The 19,374-nt window shown below is 28.7% G+C and carries 16 protein-coding genes and 1 other annotated feature; of the genes, 2 read left to right on the top strand and 14 right to left on the bottom strand.

The genetic code is table 11. From position 1 onward, the window contains the following. Positions 1 to 47: 47 nt before the first annotated feature. Together I4U89_RS11700 and I4U89_RS11695 are read right to left on the bottom strand one after the other, a co-directional pair. Positions 48 to 1,496: a potassium/proton antiporter gene (locus tag I4U89_RS11700; RefSeq protein WP_195940548.1), complete on the bottom strand. Its 1,449-nt coding sequence runs from the start codon at positions 1,494 to 1,496 to the stop codon at positions 48 to 50. A 377-nt stretch (positions 1,497 to 1,873) separates the two neighbouring features. Continuing rightward, the gene (locus tag I4U89_RS11695) at positions 1,874 to 3,193 is read right to left on the bottom strand and encodes an MATE family efflux transporter (RefSeq protein WP_195940547.1); all 1,320 of its coding nucleotides are present in this window, start codon (positions 3,191 to 3,193) and stop codon (positions 1,874 to 1,876) included. Positions 3,194 to 3,311: 118 nt separating this feature from the next. Here I4U89_RS11695 and I4U89_RS11690 point away from each other — a divergent pair, with 118 nt between their 5' ends. Next, positions 3,312 to 4,127: a MerR family transcriptional regulator gene (locus I4U89_RS11690; RefSeq protein ID WP_195940546.1), complete on the top strand. Its 816-nt coding sequence runs from the start codon at positions 3,312 to 3,314 to the stop codon at positions 4,125 to 4,127. A gap of 111 nt (positions 4,128 to 4,238) precedes the next feature. Here I4U89_RS11690 and I4U89_RS11685 read toward each other — a convergent pair whose 3' ends face one another. The 12 genes from I4U89_RS11685 to infC form a co-directional block, all read right to left on the bottom strand. Continuing rightward, positions 4,239 to 5,366 carry an XRE family transcriptional regulator gene (locus I4U89_RS11685; protein ID WP_195238320.1) on the bottom strand — a complete coding sequence of 376 codons (1,128 nt, stop codon included), beginning with the start codon at positions 5,364 to 5,366 and terminating at the stop codon, positions 4,239 to 4,241. A 265-nt stretch (positions 5,367 to 5,631) separates the two neighbouring features. After that, positions 5,632 to 6,201: an HD domain-containing protein gene (locus I4U89_RS11680; RefSeq protein ID WP_195940545.1), complete on the bottom strand. Its 570-nt coding sequence runs from the start codon at positions 6,199 to 6,201 to the stop codon at positions 5,632 to 5,634. Between the two features lie 101 nt (positions 6,202 to 6,302). Next, on the bottom strand, positions 6,303 to 8,714 hold the full coding sequence (locus I4U89_RS11675; RefSeq protein ID WP_195940544.1) for a DUF3656 domain-containing U32 family peptidase: 2,412 nt from the start codon (positions 8,712 to 8,714) through the stop codon (positions 6,303 to 6,305). A gap of 107 nt (positions 8,715 to 8,821) precedes the next feature. Continuing rightward, positions 8,822 to 9,421, bottom strand: a complete 600-nt coding sequence (zapA, locus tag I4U89_RS11670) for a cell division protein ZapA (protein ID WP_195940543.1) — start codon at positions 9,419 to 9,421, stop codon at positions 8,822 to 8,824. An 18-nt stretch (positions 9,422 to 9,439) separates the two neighbouring features. Beyond that, positions 9,440 to 11,830, bottom strand: coding sequence for a phenylalanine--tRNA ligase subunit beta (gene pheT / locus I4U89_RS11665; protein WP_195940542.1), 2,391 nt, complete (start codon positions 11,828 to 11,830; stop codon positions 9,440 to 9,442). Between the two features lie 15 nt (positions 11,831 to 11,845). Further along, on the bottom strand, positions 11,846 to 12,865 hold the full coding sequence (gene pheS / locus I4U89_RS11660) for a phenylalanine--tRNA ligase subunit alpha (protein ID WP_195940541.1): 1,020 nt from the start codon (positions 12,863 to 12,865) through the stop codon (positions 11,846 to 11,848). A gap of 54 nt (positions 12,866 to 12,919) precedes the next feature. Then, positions 12,920 to 13,150, bottom strand: a binding site (T-box leader). A 54-nt stretch (positions 13,151 to 13,204) separates the two neighbouring features. Beyond that, entirely contained in the window at positions 13,205 to 14,002 is a 798-nt protein-coding gene (locus tag I4U89_RS11655; RefSeq protein ID WP_195940540.1) for a TrmH family RNA methyltransferase, read from the bottom strand. A gap of 2 nt (positions 14,003 to 14,004) precedes the next feature. Next, positions 14,005 to 14,676, bottom strand: coding sequence for a potassium channel family protein (locus I4U89_RS11650; RefSeq protein ID WP_166506023.1), 672 nt, complete (start codon positions 14,674 to 14,676; stop codon positions 14,005 to 14,007). Positions 14,677 to 14,729: 53 nt separating this feature from the next. Beyond that, a complete protein-coding gene (locus I4U89_RS11645) occupies positions 14,730 to 16,106 on the bottom strand; it encodes a TrkH family potassium uptake protein (RefSeq protein ID WP_166506024.1) in 1,377 nt (458 codons plus the stop codon). A gap of 298 nt (positions 16,107 to 16,404) precedes the next feature. After that, entirely contained in the window at positions 16,405 to 16,761 is a 357-nt protein-coding gene (gene rplT, locus I4U89_RS11640) for a 50S ribosomal protein L20 (protein ID WP_092923489.1), read from the bottom strand. Positions 16,762 to 16,819: 58 nt separating this feature from the next. After that, positions 16,820 to 17,014 carry a 50S ribosomal protein L35 gene (gene rpmI / locus I4U89_RS11635; protein ID WP_092923487.1) on the bottom strand — a complete coding sequence of 65 codons (195 nt, stop codon included), beginning with the start codon at positions 17,012 to 17,014 and terminating at the stop codon, positions 16,820 to 16,822. Between the two features lie 27 nt (positions 17,015 to 17,041). After that, positions 17,042 to 17,611, bottom strand: a complete 570-nt coding sequence (gene infC / locus I4U89_RS11630; protein ID WP_195940539.1) for a translation initiation factor IF-3 — start codon at positions 17,609 to 17,611, stop codon at positions 17,042 to 17,044. Between the two features lie 355 nt (positions 17,612 to 17,966). On the opposite strand from infC, the gene I4U89_RS11625 reads away from it, so the two are divergent. Continuing rightward, entirely contained in the window at positions 17,967 to 19,370 is a 1,404-nt protein-coding gene (locus I4U89_RS11625; protein WP_195940538.1) for an ATP-dependent metallopeptidase FtsH/Yme1/Tma family protein, read from the top strand. Positions 19,371 to 19,374: the final 4 nt, after the last annotated feature.

The following is a 19,374-nucleotide window of genomic DNA, read 5'->3' as shown; positions in this document are numbered from 1 at the left end:
ACTATTTTTCGAACGATATTTAAATATATCCTGTAGAACAAATTTACTTATATACATAAATTTGAATTGCTGTTATCTAATAAGTCATTCAATACCTCAAAATCATTTCCAGCTATAACCAATACATCCTTAGGAAGAATTTGAGTAGATCCATTTGGAATCAATACTTCTTCGTTACGCTTTATCATTACGATAAGAATATCCTCTGGTATATTTGAATCCATTATAGCTTTATTTGCAATACCACTATTATTTTGAACCGTTATTTCTAATAAATTTGTACCTATCTCTTCCCTGTAATCATTGAATGTCTTTAATACTGGAGACTCATCATCAATTAAGTCGAGCTTTTTAGCTACTGTAGGTAAAAGTGTGCCTTGTATCGCAACAGAGAACAAAGCAACAAAAAATACTATATGGAAAATATCACTTTCAATAGGAACTCCATAAGTTACTGCATATATTGCAAAAACTATTGAAGCAGCACCTCTAAGACCTACCCAAGATACAAAAGCTTGTTGTTTTAAAGGAATTTTAAACCAACTTAGTATACTGAAAATTGCTATTGGTCTTGCTATACAAATCATGAATATAGATATGGAAATACCTTTTATCATTACAGAAGGTATTTGCGATGGGAATGATAGCAGTCCTAATATGAAAAATAACATTATTTGCATAATCCATGAAATTCCATCAAAGAATTGGAACATACTTTTTTTATGTGGTATCTTACTATTGCCTATCATAATACCAGTCATATATACAGATAGGTATCCATTTCCACCAAAATGCTCACTTAAAGCATAAGATAATACTGCTATTCCCATAACAAATATAGGATAAAATCCGTCTATTTCAAACTTGGTATTTCTTAATAAATAAATTGTAAGCTTACCTAATAAAACAGCCGATAAAATTCCAACTACAACTTGATTTAAAAGCATTGGTATTATGGTGTCATATCCTTTATCTGCCATTAATCCTAAAATAATTATAGTCAACATATATGCTAAAGGGTCATTACTTCCACTTTCAATCTCTAATATTGAAGCAATAGATCCTTTTAAGTTTAACCTTTGAGAACGTAATATTGCAAAAACTGATGCAGCATCTGTAGATGCAACTATCGATCCTATAAGTAATCCTTCTAATAATGAGGTATCAAATACCTTAAAGCAAAATATTCCTGTTAAACCAGCAGTTATAGCAACTCCTACTGTTGATAGAAGTATTGATGGAATAGCAACTGGTTTTGCCATATCCCAACTAGTACCAAATCCTCCATAGAACATTATAAAAACTAATCCCATAGAACATATCTGTCTTGTTAATTCATAGTTATCAAAATATATTCCAACAATGCCATCAGAGCCAGCCAACATTCCTAATCCTATAAAAATTAGAAGAATTGGAACTCCAAATTTATATAAAATTTTACTTGATGTTATACATATTAATAGAACTAATGAACACATAATCATTAAGTTTATCAAATAATTATTACCTCCTTTATTATAATTAATTAAGTTTGGTGAATTTAAATTTAAGGTTTTAAAATTTTTATAGGCAGGATTTTAAATAATACTGAAATTATATTTAAAAACTTTATTTTTTTATCTTATTGTTATTATATAATCATTTTATGTTTAATTTATTTTTTTTATGTTAGGTTCGATTTCTTATCCTTAAGTTTAAAATAACATAAAATTCTATACTTTGTATATATTTTTTGTGTTAAATATTTGTTAAATAAATATTCTAACCCTATGCTATCATTTTAGGATATTTTATTTAAAAAAAGATAGTAATTAATTACTATCTTTTTTTAATTAGTTAAATTATTTAAACCAATATAATTGACACTTTATAACTATAAAATGTCAGCTCCATTTTTCTTGTAAAATGTAATAGAGAAAAATACGGTTAAAAGTTCTGCTATCGGTATAGCTAACCATATACCACTTACTCCTATAACTTTAGGTAATATAACTATTGTTGCTACAACAAATATAAGCGACCTAAATACTGATATTATTGCAGATATATGACCATTTCCTATAGCAGTAAAGTAACCAGACATAAATATATTAATTCCAATTAATAAAAATCCATATGAAAATAGCTTTATACCCTCAGCTGCTATATTGTATACTTCTATATCTTTTGTAAATAATCCTATTATATCTTTTCCTAAAAACATTGATATTATAAATATAACAATCGAACTCCATCCAATAGTTACAAAGCTATGTTTTATACTTTCTTTTACTTTTTCTTTATTTTTAGCACCAAAATTATAACTAATCATTGGAGATATTCCAACTGCGATTCCAAAATACACCGCTATAAAGAAATAATACATATAGATTATAATAGACATTGCTGCTATACCATTTTCTCCACTAAACACTAATATACTTTTATTAAATAAAAATGTAGTTATACCTGTTGACAATTCTGTAAACATCTCAGAGCTTCCATTATAACAAGAATTAAATAAAGCTCTGAAATTAGCCTTAGGTTTTATAAATTTTAAATTAGATTTATTTCCAACAAAGTATATTAATCCTATTATTCCTGATATAGTTATTGATATGTATGTTCCTAGGCCAGCCCCTAATATTCCCATATCAAATATAACTATAAATAAAAAATCAAAAACTATATTAAGAATTAAACCTAGGCCAGACATAATAAGCGCTACTTTTGGACTACCATCTACTCGAGCGTAATACTCAAAATATAACTTAAACATCATAGGGATAGTCATTAATACAGTTATTAATCCATAAGTTTTTGCATAAGGTAGTAATCTTTCTGTTGTCCCTAAAAACATTAAAATTGGTTCTAGAAATATCGTACTTAATATAGTAAATACTATTCCTATAACTAATAATACTAATGTTATAAAGGAAAATAATTGATTTGCTCCTTCTTCATCTTTCTCCCCCATTTTTATACCAACTAAGGCTCCTGAACCTGTTGCTAACATTACTGCTATACCAAATACAATACATGTTACTGGTATAACAATATTTATTGATGCTAATGCATCTGAATTTACAAATCTAGATACAAAAAATCCATCTATAGTTGTATAAAATGATAAAAATATCATTGTTGTAATTGAAGGCAATAAATACCTTAAAAATTCTTTATAACTTTGCTTCTTTGAAAATACAGCTTCCATTTAATTTCCTTTCTTTTTTACTATTTATATTTCTTGACATTAATAATTGTGAAGGATATAGTAACTATATTGTCAATATAAAAATTCCAATTAAAATATAAATATTTGGGGTGATATTATGAATATGAAGTTTACAGTTGGAGAGCTCGCTAAACTACATGATATAAGTAAGCAAACATTGATTTATTATGATAATATTGATTTATTCAAGCCTAATATAGTAGATAAAAACAATGGGTATAGATACTATACTTCTGACCAATTAGAAGTACTAGATAGTATATTGATTTTAAGAGAAATTGGAATCTCTATAAAAGATATAAAAAATTTTTTAATCAAAAGAGATGATAGTAAAGCTTTAACGCTTTTAAAAAATCAAAAACTTAAATTAAATCAACAATTGAAAAATATACAAAAAACTATAAAAAGGCTAGAAAATAAAATAGATACAATAGAAAATTTAGATCTTCAAGAAAATGAAATCTTATTTAGTGAAATGGACTTGGAATACCTTGTTATTCAAAAAGTTGATTTTCCTTTTCAGCTTTTACAAACAGATATAGCTTTTAAGAAATTGCTTAGAAATGCCAATGAAAAAAAGTATCCTTACAACTATCAATTGGGTACTATTATTTCACGCGAAAATTTATTTTCAAAGCAATATACATCAGCTTCTTATGTTTTCTTGCCTCTTTATAAACACTTTAAAAGTAAAGATATTATTGAAAAAACTAAAGGTATTTATGCTGTAGCCTTACACAAAGGTGAATATTGTGATATTGGAAAAACATATGATAATTTAATAGATGCTATAATTAAAAATAATTATGAAATAATAGGTCCATCATTTGAGTATTGTATATTAGATAGTTTGACTTCTTATAATTCAAAAGATTATATAACTAAAATTGCAATACCTGTAAAGCACCTTTAACTTTTATTTAGTTACTTAACTATATACTATTAGATATTTTTTAATAAATTATTACAATTTAAAAGAGTAACAAATGCTTATTATGACTTAGGCTTTGTTACTCTTTTTGTATTATTTTTTATTTTTAAAATTAACCTTTGTTACATTATCTCTCTTAACTTTAGGTGCTAATTTTCCCTCTTTTAATCCTAATAACGACTCTATTTCATCAGGATAAAGACTTAATCCACAACTTGCTAAGTTATCCACTAAAGTAGCACCACTCATAATACCACTTTCAAGTATCATATCCACAGATTTTCTAAGTAAAACTGGGCTTGTTGCTTTTATATTAGCATCTAATGGTTCCTTCTTGCTCCAACCTTGCTTATCCATTTGGTTCATTAAGTACATATATTTTTTATAATTAATAACACCTAACTGGTATCCTCTTAATATCATAGCCCATATTGGAACTATCCATTTTGCTTTTAATTCTACAAAATCCTCTATCTCATTAACGTCTTTTAAATCTGGTAAGAATGTTTCTTCTGGTAATAAAAATGCACACGCAAATTCATCTTTTGAGAATTTTTTAGCTTGTATCCCAGCTTCAACACTAACCATGTATGCTAACTCATAAGCTAAGTCATAGTTTCTTGTAGTCGCTGATTTTTTATCATTTCCTAAAGACACTATATATCTAGTATTTTTATCAGTTGTTTGTTTTTGTGTAAATGCTAGTGCTCCTTTTGTATTTACATTAGTATCTGTTACTATTATCCCATTATACTCTAATACACTTAACACATTTCCTATAGGCCCATCACCTAATTCAAAATGTCTTCTTACTTTTGTTGCTAATGTCTCAATATCATCGTTTCTATTTAAGTTAGTTGGTATATTCATTTCTGGGAATTGTATATACCCTTCTATAAAAGATAATATTTTATGTGCCATTACTAACTTTTCTTTGTACGAAATTTCTTCTACTCTAGGTATTCTCGATTCTGGCTTTATATGAGTACTATCAACTACAACTTTAATGTTATCCATTTGGAAGAAATATTCTTTTGGAAATCTTAAAGCATTTGCTAATTTCATTTCGTTTTCTGGCGTTGGCTTGTACTTTTCCTCTTCAAAAGCAATTATATCTTTTTTATTTATATTTATTTCTTTAGCTAGCATATCTATAGTTTTTCCTCTATACATTCTAGCTATTTTTAATCTTTTACCATTAAAGACTTTTTTTCTGCTCATAATATCCGTCTCACTTTCAAGTTTATTTTATATATACAAAAGTTAAATTAATAAATTTTATGCAAATCTATATTAGAATACATGATAAAAGTATTTTATATTAACTAAGTTATACAAATTTGCTAAATTTAATTTATGCTAAACTTTATATTATATATATTTAAAAATGCTCTGGATACTAATACCCAGAGCATTATTCAACTTTTATACTGTTGATAATATTATCATATTTATTAATTATAGTCAATTTATGTCTATTACATCTCTATAATCCTAGTTCATCACTTATTTCTTGCATTGCCTCTAGTGATAGTTGTGCAAATTCAGCAAATGGAATGCCTAATTCTTCTATGCTTCTCATTGCATCTCTATTTGCACCTGCTGCAAATTTAAGTTCCTTCATACGCTTAGTTATAGACTTTACCTTTACGCTAGATAATTTCTTATCCGGATAAACTAAAGCTATGGCTGTTATAAATCCAGTTATTGGATCTGCCGCATATATAGCTTTATCAATTGTACTTATTCTTTTTGTTCCATTATCTTCATTATGGGCTTTTATTGCCTGATATATGTAATCATTTCCAAAACCTTCATTTTTAAGTAATTCAATAGTTTTAATCCCATGCAATTTAGATTCTTCTTGATTATTTTTATAATCTAACATATCTGAATCTAAATCATGTAGTAATCCTGCTAATGCCCAATCATCAGATTTTTCTGGTTCTAGTTTATTTCCTAAAGCTTTCATTACAGCTTCTACAGCATATGAGTGCTTTATTAGATGTTCAGATTGTAAATATTTATTTACCAATCCTACTGCTTGTTCTCTCATTTCCCAATACCTCCTATATAAAGATTAAATCTATTATAACTTGTCTAAATATATGAATTTAATATTGTTGATAATGAATATACATACTATACATATTTAATTTATTCTACGCCTTTGTAATAATGTCCTGCACTTACACCTTTAGCATCTAATTCATTATAAAGCTTTGTAGCTTTACTTCCTAATTTATAATTGTTACTTAATACTTCTTGATATGCCTCTATTACCTTCTTAACAGTTTGACCATCTTCTAATGTAAAATCTAATCTAAATGTATTTATACCTATTTCATTTAGTTCGTATAAATTATCTAACATGCAAGTAACATTTGTATTATATATAGTTGTTCTACAAAATAAATCTTGTGATAATCTAAATTCTTCCCCTTTAGAGTTTCTTAGTGCATATGTGCTTTGACTACATTTAGCAACTCTTTTATCTTTCTTACAATCACGAACTACTACTCCCATAGGACAATATTCTGTTATCATAAGTGGAGTATATCCATAAACTACAGATTCTATATTCATATCCGTATACTTTATTGTTTCTCTTATTTCATTTATGTTTAATTCTTGAGATATACAAAGATTAGTTGCACCTATTTCTTTGAAGTAGTTTATAGTTTCACTATTGAATGCATTTAGGTAGTAATCTATATTTAGTTCTTTACCTTTAAAATAATCTATAGCTCCCCATATACCTACTTGTATAGAATTTACTCCTATATTTTTAGTTTTTTCTAATTGCTTGTATTCTTTGTCTCTTATTATTCTAGGTGCTGAATATATAACTTTTAGATTATATTTTAATCCTGTTTTTATAGCTTCTTCTAATGTTTTGGTGTCTTCATAGTATATTTTATCTATACCACACTCAAGCGCACTTTGTAATTGTTCTAAATTTTTAACTTTAACAGATAAATTACTTATCGTATCTCGGTTAAATTTAATTGGATTATATGATAATCTTCTATTTTTAAAATCTCTATTTTTTATCTTAACCCTTTCTTTATCTAAAAGTTCTATACAATCTCTTCTCATCTGATTTAGTATACTTATTGGTAAACTTACATTATCATCTAATTCTATATTTACGCTATCCATTTCATAAGGAGTGTTACCTAATTTTCTAAGTTGAGTTTCTATTTTTTCCTCGTTTAAAGCTACTTTCATAGCTTTTTCAACTACTTTATCTCCTTCTATTGTGGCAGTATTTCCTTTTTTATCAGCTAATGTAAGTATTGGTTTTTTGTCTAACTTAACACTTATATATGAATCTATTATGCTTTTAACAAATTCTTTATCTTGAGTAAATGTAGCTTGTACTCTATCCATAAGTTCACTATCTGATGTTTTAAATACTATTTGATTTCTTTTAGCTTCACCTATAAAATCTAATTCTATTATCTCACCTTTATATCCTATAGTATCTATCTCACCATTTTTGATAATTCTTCCTATAGTTCCACCACCAAGGTTTATTCCATCGCCTTTTTTAAGTGTATTTTCAAGTCTTATCTTTAGTCTTTTAGCTTTTTTATTGTAATCTAATACCTTACCTACATATAATCCTTGATTATTTGGAAGTTGTGAATTCATTACATCTGCGCCAACTTCTCCTAAGATAAGCCCTTTAGTAAATTTTCTATTAAATATAGTGTATAAATCACTGATTGTTTCATCTGAAACATTCACTTTTTTAGTTTGCAAGTACTTATCTATAGTTTTTCTATAACTTTCTATAACAGTAGCTACATACTCAGGTCTTTTCATACGACCTTCTATCTTAAGAGAATGAACTCCTGCATCTATTATTTTATCTATTTCTTCTATTGTACTTAAATCTCTTGGACTTAATAAATAATCACCATTGCTATTTACTACTTCTCCAGTATAAACATCTACAAGTTCATATCTTTGTCTACATGGTTGAGCACATCTTCCTCTGTTTCCTGATCTATTACCTATCATAGAACTCATTAGACATTGTCCAGAATAGCATACACATAGTGCTCCATGAACAAATACTTCTATATCTACCTTACAGTTATCACATATATTTTTTATTTCATCTACCTTAACTTCTCTTGCTAAAACTACCCTATCAAATCCGGCATTTTCTAGATATCTAACATCCTCTAGAGAGTGTGCTACCATTTGTGTACTTGCATGTAACTCAAAATCTGGTAGCTCTTTTTTAATTAATCTAGCTATCCCAACATCTTGAAGTATTACTGCATCTACATCTATGTCATATAGATATTTAGCATACTTTAAAAAATCTTCTATTTCATTTTGTTTTATTAATGTATTAGCCGTTACAAAAACTTGCACTCCTCTTATGTGAGCATATTTTACTGCTTCTCTTAATTCTTCTCTATCAAAATTATTTGCTGATGCTCTAGCACTAAATTCTTTTCCTCCTAGGTAAACTGCATTTGCACCATTTTGAACAGCTGCTTTTAACGCTTCAAAGGAACCAACGGGTGCTAATAATTCTATGTCTTTCATACTTCTCCTCCTATACGTAATATTTTTTCTATATTTATAATGTCCTTAAGTCTTAAAATTAAAACCTTCAGGTCCCCCTGAAGGTTTAATTTTAAATTTAAGTAAACTTATTTCACAGCTCTAAGATATTTTAATTCATTTTCTATTTCGATTTTTTCTAATTGTAACTTATATGCATCATTTTGGAATTTAGAAGAAAGTTGTTCTGCAACATTAGCTTTTTCTTCTGCCATTTCAACAGATGATTTAAGCTCTTTTATCTCATTTTTTAAATCTTCGACTTCTTGTTTAGATAAATCAGTTCCATTTTTTAGTTGCTCTATTTCTTTCTTTTGTTCCTCTATTAACTTATTAAGTTCTTCTATCTTAGATATATGGTTCTTATTTTCTTTATCTTTGTTTTCTAAGTGGTATTCAAGCTCTTTTATTTCAAGCTTATATTCTTCCCCACTATTTCCAACTTTTTTCTTTAATTCTTCATTTTCTTTTTCTACTTTTTCTAGTGTATCTGCACAATCAAACAATTCATCTGTTATATTTATAGCTGCTAATATAGCTACTTGAGATGAGCTTAGTCTTTTGTTAGCCTCACCTATTTTATTCATCTCTGTATCTACAAATGCTGCTACACTTATCATATGTTTTTCAGATTTTTCTCCAACCATAGGATACTCTGCACCATGTATCTTAACGGTAACTTTGTTCATACTAATATCCCCCTTGTATTAGTTAGATCTTAGTGTTGCACCTAATTTTTCACTTAACTCATTTAATATTTTATCGTGTACCTTTGCCACATCTTCATCAGTTAAAGTTTTCTCTATACTTCTATATGTTATAGAGTATGCTATAGACTTGTATCCTTCTTCTATTTGAGCACCTTTATATACGTCAAATAACTTGTAGCTTTCAACTAATCCACCTGCATTAGCTTTTATTATATCTTCTATTTCTTTAACATATACTTCATCCTTAACTAATAAAGCTATATCTCTTGATGTAGATGGATACTTAGGTAATGGAGTGTAAGTTTTTTCTGTTGATGTATTTTCAAATACACACTCTACATTCATTTCACAAACATAAACTCTTTGTCCTAAGTCGTAATTTTCTATTACGTCTGGATGTAATTCTCCAAATGTACCTATGCATTCTCCATTAAACATAACTTTAGCACATCTTCCTGGATGGAATGTTGGGTTAGTTTTTTCTGGTTCTATTTCATATCCTTTGAATCCTACATTACTTAATACACTTTCTACGACACCTTTTATAGAGAAGAAATCTACATCTTTTCCATACATTCCTATACAATATTTCTTCGTTTCTACTGGTAATCCTTCTTGTGGTGTAAATGTATTTCCACATTCAAATGCTGATACTTCCTCAACTTTATGAGCTACATTTGTAGATAATACTTCTAACATATTAGGTATTAGTGTAGTTCTCATAACTGAAGTTTCCTCACCTAATGGGTTCATTAATTTTACAAAGTTTCTTCTAGAATCTTCAGATGATAAGTTTATTCTATCAACACCTCTTGGGCTTACAAACGAATATGTTAATATTTCATTTAAACCTGCTGCTATTGAGCTAGATACTATCTTATCTGTGAACTTTTGCTTGTCAGTTTTTACACCTGCTGTAGCATTTCCTTCTAAAGTAGCTGCTGGTATATTTTCATATCCGTATATTCTAGCTATTTCTTCTAATATATCTGCATCTTCAGCTATATCTAGTCTAAAGCTTGGAACTTCTAATTCTAATTTATCAGAAGATACTAAGTTACACTTAAACTCTAATCTTTCTAATATGCTTATAAATTGGTCCATAGGTACGTTAACACCTAATAATTTGTTTATTCTCATAGGGTTAACAGTTATCTTTTGAACTTCTTCTTTTACTGGATAGTAGTCAAGCATTCCATTAAGAACTCTACCGCATCCTAATTCTTCTATTAATTGACATGCTCTATTTACAGCAGTCTCTGCTAAATTAACATCTATACCTTTTTCAAATCTTGATGAAGCTTCTGTTCTAAGTCCTAATTTCTTAGATGTAGCTCTTATACTTTCTTTTGCAAAGCTTGCACCTTCAAGGAATATTGATGTAGTTGTATCTTTAACTTCAGAATTTTCTCCACCCATTATTCCTGCTAAGTCTAAAGTTTTTTCTTCATTTCCTATAACTAACATGTCTGATGTTAATTCTCTTTCAACACCATCTAGCGTAGTAAACTTTTCACCTTGCTCAGCTAATTTAACTGTCATTTTATTGTATTTTATATCTTCTAAGTCAAATGCATGAAGTGGTTGACCTAGCTCTAACATAACATAGTTAGTTATATCTACTATGTTGTTTATTGGTCTCATTCCAGCTTCTATAAGTCTTCTTTGCATCCAGTATGGAGATGGCCCAACTTTAACGTCTTTTACAACTTTTCCACAATATCTCTTACATAAATCTGTTTGAATATCTATTTCAAATTGCATTTCTTCATCAGAACCATTTACTTTTATTTCTGGGAATTTTAATTCTTTTCCTACAGTAACAGCAGCTTCTCTTGCAAGCCCTATTATAGATCTACAATCTGGTCTATTAGAAGTTATTTCAAATTCTATTAATGCATCGTTTATTCCTAAAACTTCTCTAACATCTTTTCCTAATTCGAAAGATTCTTCATGGTCTAATATATATATCCCATCTTTTTTATGTTCTTCAACGTATTGAGAAGGTATAGTTAATTCCTCTGCACCACAGAACATTCCTTCTGATAATACTCCTCTTAACTTACCTTTCTTTATTTTGAAATCTCCAGGTAATACTGCACCTATTCTAGCAACTGGTACATAGTCTCCTACTTTTATGTTAGTTGCATTAGTTACTATTTGAAGTATTTGTCCATCAGCTACTTCAACCTTTGTTACTTTTAATCTATCTGCATCTGGATGTTGTTCTATTTCAAGTATTTTACATACTTCAACTCCATTTGTTTCTTTTCCAAAGAACTCTACTTTCTCAACTTTTGATCCTGTCATAGTCATCATATCAGCGAATTCTTGTGTATCTAAATCTATATCAACGTAATCTCTTAACCACTTTAAAGGTACTAACATCTTAAATCCTCCTAATTAAAATTGATTTAAAAATCTCATATCATTTTCAAATAATAGTCTTATATCATCTATTTCATACTTAAGCATTGTTATTCTATCAAGTCCCATACCAAATGCAAATCCACTATAAACTTCTGGGTCAATTCCACAGTTTCTAAGTACATTTGGATGAACCATACCTGCTCCTAGTATTTCTATCCAACCTTCACCTTTACACATTGGACATCCTGCTCCTTCACATTTAAAGCAAGTAACATCTACTTCTGCACTTGGCTCTGTGAATGGGAAGTTGTGTGGTCTAAACTTAGTTTTTGTATGCTCACCAAATAACTTCTTAACGAACATATCTAAAGTTCCTTTTAATTGTGCCATTGTTACATCTTTACCAACTACAAGTCCTTCAACTTGATGGAACATTGGTGAATGTGTAGCATCTGGAGCATCAAATCTAAAACATCTTCCTGGAGATATTATTTTTATTGGTAATTCCTGACTCTTCATTGTTCTAACTTGAACTGGTGAAGTTTGAGTTCTAAGTAATAACTCTTCATTTATATAGAAAGTATCACTCATATCTCTAGATGGATGATCTTTTGGTGCATTTAATGCATCAAAGTTATTTTCTATAGTTTCAACTTCTGGCCCTTCTGCTATAGAGAATCCCATTCCTATAAATATTTCATTTACTTCATCTATTATTTGAGATATTGGATGCTTTTTACCAACCTTAACTGGTCTTGATGGCATAGTTACATCTATAACTTCTTCTGCTAATTTTCTTTGTTTTTCTGCTAACTTTAACTCTTCTTTCTTTGAAGATATAGCACCTTCTATAGCCGCTCTAACTTCATTAGCAACTTTACCTATTACAGGTCTTTCTTCTGCTGATAATTTACCCATTTCTTTTAGGATTGATGTTATCTCACCTTTTTTACCCATGTACTTTACTCTTAAACTTTCAACAACTTCTATGCTAGAAGTATCTTTAATTTCATTTAATGCAGCTTCTTGTAAATTAAGTAATTTTTCTTGCATTATATTAATTCACCCTTTCGCAGTTTTTTGTATAAAAAAAGCCCTTCATCCCTATCTAGGGACGAAAGACTATTATTCGCGGTACCACCCTAGTAGCTTAATAATTATAAATTATTAAACCACCTCTAACAAACTTAACGCGTTTTAACGTTAAAGCCTACTATAATTTCAGCTTTAATACTCCAGAGGGAACTTCTTTTGGATACTTAGAAAGTACTCACAGCCTACGGTACTTATCTCTGTGCTAAGTTAATTCAAAATACTTTTCTCTTTCATAGTATTTGATAATATTGTTTTTGCGTTTAATTATATCATACTATGCATAATATTTACAAGATGTTAAACTAAGTATTTCTTTATTTCATACATTAATATTGCAGAGCTTATAGCTGCATTTAATGATTCTGCATTCCCATATATAGGTATTTTGACCAACATATCTGATTTTGATACTAATTCATCATTTATTCCATTAGCTTCATTTCCTATTACTAAAGCTGTTTTGTAATTATATTCAACTGTGTTGTAGTAATTGTTTGTATTTAAATAGCTTGATACTATATCAAAGTTCTTTAATTTTAAAATTCTAAGAGCTTCTTCTTGAGTAGCATGTATTATATTCATATCAAATATAGAACCCATAGTAGACCTTATAACCTTTGGATTGTATATATCTACACATCCTTTTAATGCAATTATTGCATCTACCCCTGCAGCATCTGCTGTTCTTATTATCGTACCCATATTACCTGGGTCTTGTATTCTATCTAATATTAAAACAAATTTATGCTCATCTTTTAAATACTCTTCTATACTTCTTTGTTTAAAGTTTACTACTCCTAAAATACCTTGAGTGTTTTCCGTATCTATTAATTCATTGAATATTTTATTAGTAGTTTTATAAATTTTTATATTATTAGTTTTTAGGGTATCTAAAAATTTAAGATGTTCTTCTTTATTTTCAAAATCTTCATTTATAAATACATAATCTAGACTAGCCTTACATTCTATTGCAAGAGTTAGTATTCTATATCCTTCAATTATAAATTTAGATTCTTTATTTCTATTTTTAGTTTTAAGTAGTGATTTCGTATATTTTACTTTATTATTATCTTTAGCTGTTATTATTGTAGGCATTATTACTTTCTCCTAATAAATTCTTCATTTTCTGATGCGATAGTACTTATATGGCTATTTTGACCTATTACAACCAAAATACTACCTGCTTTTAACTCTTCATCTGGAGCTGGAGTAACATTTATGCTCTTACCTGTTTTTATAGCTAATACAGTTATTTCAAACTTAGCTCTTAAGTTTAATTCAACTAAAGTCTTTCCTACCCAACTATTTGGTGTTACTATCTCTACAATTGAGTAATCTGGATCTAATTCTATATGATCTAGTATATTATCAGAAACTAAGTTATGTGCAACTCTAACACCCATATCTCTTTCTGGGAATACTACCCTATCCGCTCCTATTTTATATTGAACTTTAGCTTGTAGTTCATCTTTTGCCTTACATACTATATGAGGTACACCCATTTCTTTTGCTATAAGTGTAGCCATTATAGATGCTCTTATATCTGAACCGATGGCAACTATTGCAACATCAAAGTTACCTAGTCCTAAAGATCTTAATGACTGCTCATCTGTTACATCTACTATAGCAGCATGAGTTACTTTATCTGCTATATTTTGTATAATTTCTTCACTTTTATCTATAGCCATCACTTGATGACCTAAAAGATGCATAGTTGTAGCAACTGATGCTCCAAATCTTCCACAACCTATAACTATATATTGCTTCATTTCCTTCGTCCTCTCCACACTTAAATTATTCTTTACTATAAGTAAAGGCTATATTATCCAACTATTATCTTCCCTTCAGGGTATCTTATAGGAGGATTATTCTTTGTTTTTCTAGACATTATCGCCATAAATATTGTAAGAGATCCAACTCTTCCCATAAACATAAATAACATTATAAATATTTTTCCTAATGTACTTAAATTAGGACTTCCACCTAGACTTAATCCAACTGTAGCAAATGCTGATACTACTTCAAACCCAGCTTCTATTAAACTAAAACTTGGGTCAGTTATAGTTATAATTATAGTTCCAGATAAAACAACAATTATACCTATAAGAAATATTCCTAATGATTTTCTAACTATTGATGTTCCAATTCTTCTTGATCCTACTTCTATATCTTCTTTTCCAAGTATAAATGATTTAACAGTTAGAACTAAAGTAGCTATAGTCGTAACTTTTACACCACCACCTGTAGATGCAGGAGATGCACCAATAAACATTAATATTATCATTATAAATAAACTATTCTCATGCATTGCCGTTAAATTGACTGTATTGAATCCTGCTGTTCTAGTTGTTACTGATTGGAAGAACGATGCAAGCATTTTTCCACCAAATCCTAACTTTCCTATTGTTTTAGGATTGTTGTATTCTAATACTAAAATAAGTAACATACCTACTAATATTAATGACACGGTTGTAATTAATACTATTTTAGAATGTAAATTTAATTTAGATAATTTTCTATTTTTTATTATATCTAAAATTACAGGGAATCCTAATCCCCCAAATATTATAAGTAATGAAATTGTAACACTTACTGTAAAGTTATTTACATAGTATGTTAATGATGTAAACTTACCTGAAACTGGCCCCATTAAATCAAATCCTGCATTACAAAAAGCTGAAATAGCATGAAATATACTATACCAAGTTCCTTTTAATAGCCCAAATTGAGGTATAAATACTGTTGATAATATTAATGCTCCTATACCTTCTATGGTAAATGTCATTAATAATACATACCTTGTTAACTTAACTAACCCTGACAAATCAAATTGATTTAAAGATTCTTGGATTAATAGTCTTTCTTTCAGATTTATTCTTTTCTTAGTTATAAGTGCAAATAGCGTGGTTATTGTCATAAATCCTAAACCACCAATTTGAATAAGTAGTATTATTACTACGTGTCCAAATCCATTCCAATAAGTTGCCGTATCTGCCATTATTAATCCTGTTACACATACAGCTGATGTTGAAGTAAATAAGGCATCTATAAATCCGATGCTTTCTCCGCTTTGAGTTGCTATAGGAAGATTTAATAGAAGCGCTCCAATTAATATAACGCTAGCAAACCCTAAAACCATTACTTGAGTTGGTTGCATTTTATTTATAAGAGCAATAAATCGCTTAAATATGGTCTTCATCTGTATTTATGCCTCCTTCTCACTTTATAGCTAATAAGTTTTTTCTCATTAGATACATCCTTCTTTTCAATTATTACTATATTATATTCCAAAACCTATATAAAAACAATAAAGGATATGTAAATTGGCCTATTTAAAATATTCACAATTTATAAACTTCCTTTACATATTTTTAACAAAACGTATTCATATTATATAATTTTTTATTTTTTTATAGAGTATAAAGTTTATAATTTCATGTATATAAAAAAAGCCTTTGAATAAAATTCAAAGGCTTTTTATGAACTTAATTATTTAATTAAGCTAATTTTGATTTAGCAACTTCTACTAATTTAGCGAATCCTTGAGGATCGTTTATAGCCATTTCAGATAACATCTTTCTGTTAACTTCAACACCTGCTAATTTTAATCCGTTCATGAATCTTGAGTATGATAATCCATGAGCTCTAGTTCCAGCGTTTATTCTTTGTATCCAAAGTTTTCTGAAGTCTCTCTTCTTTAACTTTCTTCCTATATATGCGTTCTTTAACGCCTTCATTACGAATGTATTAGCTGGTCTGTATAACTTGCTTCTAGATCCTCTGAATCCTTTTGCAAGCTTTAATATTTTCTTATGCTTTTTACGAGCGTTCATTGCTTTTTTAACTCTTGCCATCTCTGTGACCTCCTTTGTTTTTCTCTTTTAAAATTTCTATTTTAATTTAATCCGATTTTTAGTATGGTAATAATTGTGCTATTCTTCTAGCATCACCTTCACTAACTATTCCTGCTTTTCTTAATTGCATCTTAGTCTTAGCAGCTTTCTTAGTTAATATATGTCTTCTGAAAGCTTTAGCTCTCTTTAATTTTCCACTTCCAGTTTTTTTGAATCTTTTAGCAGCTCCTCTATGAGTTTTCATTTTAGGCATTTTTATTTCCTCCTCTCAGTTTATCATCTATTTTTTTGGATCTATGATTACAACCATGTTATTGCCCTCAAATTTTGGTGGCTTTGCTGGTTCTCCAAACTCTTTTACTATATCTATAAACTTAAGCATTACTTCTTTTCCAAGATCTTTATGTCCTAATTCTCTACCTCTAAATCTTAGCTCAACCTTAACTTTATCTCCTTTTTTAAGGAACTTTATAGCGTTGTTAGCCTTAGTATTTAAATCATTTGATTCTATACCTGGTCTAAGTCTTACTTCTTTAACAGTTACAACCTTTTGCTTTTTCTTAGACTCTTTTTCTTTTCTAGCTTGTTCGTACTTATACTTGCCATAATCCATTATTCTGCATACCGGTGGTTGTGCATTAGGTGATATCATAACTAAGTCTAAGTTTCTTTCGTTAGCTATTAATTGAGCTTCTCTAGCTGACATTATTCCTAATTGTTCTCCATCATGTGAAAGAACTCTTATTTCTTTTTCTCTTATTTGTTCGTTGATTGCTAATTCCTTGCTAATGGTAGGACACCTCCAAATTTTTATATAAAATAAAAGGCGAATGATATAATCACCCGCCATATAAGTCAACAAATTTATATAAACTTAAATATATCAAAATAATATATTTAAAGTTTTGAACTTATATTTACCAGACAACCTAAGTCGAAAGGTGAGAAGCGGACTTCTACTTGCTTTTGTTATTAATTACTCTATATAATATATCACTTCTAAATATTATTTGCAACTATTTTTTTATTATTTTTTTAATTTTTAATTCTCATAATATGTATAACTAACCTAAAATTTATATTCTTAGTAATGATTAAACAAAGTTTTGGTTATACTTAAATATAAACAAATGATTTTTCGATGATTTTTGGTTTGTTAGAAATTATAAAACCAATAAATAATTTTTTATCTGAGGTGTATGACTATGAAAATGTTAGACAATTTCTTTAAAAAGATTAACAAACCAGTACCTGTGTTTGCTCAAACTAAACTTGAAAAAGAATCTCCTAAGGAAGACTCTGCTTCTACTAAGCCTAAAACTACATTTTGTGATGTAGCTGGCTTAGATGAAGTAAAAGAAGAGTTATTTGAAATAGTAGATTTTATGAAGTCTCCTGATAAATACAAAAAAATGGGTGCTAAAATACCAAAAGGAGTATTATTTTATGGACCTCCTGGTACAGGTAAAACATTACTTGCATCCGCTGTGGCTGGTGAGACAAATTCATCATTTTTCAATGTTACTGGTTCTGAGTTTGTTGAAAAATACGTTGGTGTAGGTGCTAAACGTGTAAGAACACTTTTTGAAAAAGCTAGAAAAGAATCCCCTAGTATTATTTTTATAGATGAAATAGATGCTATTGGAGCAAAAAGACATCTTGAAAGTAATAACGAAAAAGACCAAACACTAAATCAATTATTAGTTGAAATGGATGGATTCACTAAAGACTCAAATGTCATAATAATAGGGGCTACTAATAGACTTGATCTTTTAGACGAAGCTCTTCTTAGACCTGGAAGATTTGACAGACATATACACATAGGTGCTCCTAACTATCATACTAGATATGAAATTTTAAAAGTTCATACAAATAATAAACCTCTTGATCCATCTGTAGATTTAGAATTGCTTGCTAAAAAAACTCACGGATTTAATGGTGCTCATCTTTCAAATATAGCTAATGAAGCTGCTATATTTGCTGTTAGAGATAAAAGTGATGTTATAACAACTGATCACTTTGATAAAGCACTTGAGAGAGTTATTGCAGGACTTGAATCTAAAAACTCTAAGTTAATAGAAAAGGAAAAACAAATAGTATCTTATCATGAAGCAGGACATGCTATTGTTAGTAATATACTTGGAATCTGCCCTATACAAAAAATATCAATAATACCTAGAGGGCAAGCATTAGGGTATGTTCTCCAATTACCTGACGAAGATAGATATATCTACACAAAAGAAGAATTAATTGGTAAAATGAAAATCCTATTAGCAGGTAAAGCATCTGAAGAGATAATTTTTAATCATAAATCAACAGGTGCAAAGGATGACTTAAAAAAGGTAACAGATATAGCAAATCAAATGGTTTGTGAGTATGGTATGAGTAACTTAGGATTTATGACTATAGATGGAAATGTAAAAACATTTATGTCTGAACAAGTTCAAAAAGAAGCCAATAGTATTGTTCAAAATTGTTACAATGAAACTTTAAATCTTTTAAAAGATAATATAAATGATCTACATGTAGTTTCTAAACATTTATTTGATAATGAAACTATGACTCATGAAGAGTTAAAGTCTTTAATAACTAAACAGTTTATAAATTAATAAA

This window comes from Romboutsia sp. 1001713B170131_170501_G6, assembly GCF_015668195.1.
In the GTDB taxonomy this organism is placed as follows: Bacteria; Bacillota; Clostridia; order Peptostreptococcales; family Peptostreptococcaceae; genus Romboutsia_C.
The sequence above is the reverse complement of the archived record's forward strand: the minus strand, read 5'-3'. Positions and strand labels throughout refer to the sequence as shown.